Annotated in this window: 1 protein-coding gene; it reads left to right on the forward strand. The window is 42.8% G+C overall.

Features of this window, described 5'->3' with window-relative positions; all coding sequences use genetic code 11:
• Positions 1 to 516: 516 nt before the first annotated feature.
• Positions 517 to 1,690 (forward strand): L-lactate permease (locus E0D98_RS23925; RefSeq protein ID WP_131891217.1); only part of this gene is annotated, 1,174 nt, incomplete at its 3' end.

The following is a 1,690-nucleotide window of genomic DNA, read 5'->3' on the forward strand; positions in this document are numbered from 1 at the left end:
CTAGTAGACATATATCCAAGCTTATCTCTTATTTTAAGATACATCCACTGTCTGGCGTTTCAAGGGGCCGGTTCATCGGTTAAAAGGGCGTTCTCAATAAGACTCAATTTATTACCTAAAAAATGAGAATTTTGGAGGGAATGCCCTCCAAAACAATAACCTGTATGAGCAACCAGAAAGACTTTCCTTAATACTGTAAATGCAGCTAAATCAACAAGCCTCAGGCTCTTCTGAAAGAGAAAAAACCACCACATACATGAGTAAAAATCACACAACTAACACCATTCAATAACATTTAATTAAGAAAAATAACAACGAAACGATTCAGCAAACATCTTCAACTAGAAAAATACTTTATATATCCCCTCCGGTTTTATGAACGAGATCTGAACTCTCCTATAGAGGCAAATGTAAATTTATCACTCAGACGACAGCAGCCGGGACATTACAAATGCCCGCCTGACAGGCCAATAACAACAGTAATGATGCTGAATTTGTTTTCGTTGAGGAAATGACATGCACCAATACCTGCTTTTTTTACTAGGACTTACCCCACTTTTAACAATGATCATTTTGATTCTGAAAGTCAAAATGCCCATACATTATGCCGTACTCAGCACACTCTTTATTACACTGATTCTTGCAACTTTGTTCTGGCACACATCAGTTCAGGACTTGGGCTATGCTGTTGTATACGGCGCAATTAAAGGACTGTGGCCGATAGTGATAGTCATACTTGCGGCCATTTACAGCTATAACCTGATGAATGCGACAAAAAGCATGAACATGCTGCGAAATGTTCTGGCCGGTGTCAGTGATGATAAACGTATCCAAGTACTTCTTATCTCATGGTGTTTTGGCGGATTTCTTGAAGCGGCCGCCGGTTACGGTACAGCTGTAGCAATCCCCATTGGTATACTCATTGCACTGGGCTTTAACCCACTAAAAGCAGCGATTGCGTCACTGGTTGCTAATACAGTCCCTACAGCATTTGGGGCAGTAGGTATACCTGTCTCTGTGCTTGCTGAACAAGTTAATTTACCTGTAACCACACTCAGTGGGACGATTATTCTTCAGCTGGCACTGTTCAACATTCTGCTCCCCTTCGTCATCGTCGCGATTATCGGTGGAGGGATGAAGGCTATACGAGGCGTAGGATTAATTACCCTGATGTGCGGTGTCAGCACATTGATACCCCAGTATCTGGTGGCTGTTAATCTTGGCGCAGAACTCCCGGCTTTCGCAGGAAGTCTTGTCAGTTTGATCGTTATAGTCTTTATGGCAAAAAACCGTAAAGAAAAAACAGAACCTGAATTTCTTATTGAGACTTCAGCAGATAGCGCCAGCGCACTTTCATACTCTCGTGGGGCGTTGTTACGTGCGTGCTCAATCTACATCCTGATTTTTCTGTTCATTCTGCTTTGCTCTCCACTGTTCCCGACGATAAAAAGTGCGGTGTCTCAGATTGCCTCGTCACTCAGTTTCTCTCTGAGTAACGGCAGCAATCTGTCGATGAAGATTGAATGGATCGCAACCCCCGGTGTTCTGATTATCATTGCCAGTGTTATTGGCGGGTTGATTCAGAAAGCATCCCTGTCATGCCTGTTAAACGTATTTGTCAGCACGGTAAAACAACTTAAAAACTCCATTATTGCCATTTCTGCGATTGTTGCCATGGCAACGGTAATGG

Origin of the sequence: Escherichia sp. KCJ4928, assembly GCF_004352695.1 — a bacterium.
GTDB lineage: Bacteria > Pseudomonadota > Gammaproteobacteria > Enterobacterales > Enterobacteriaceae > ECMA0423.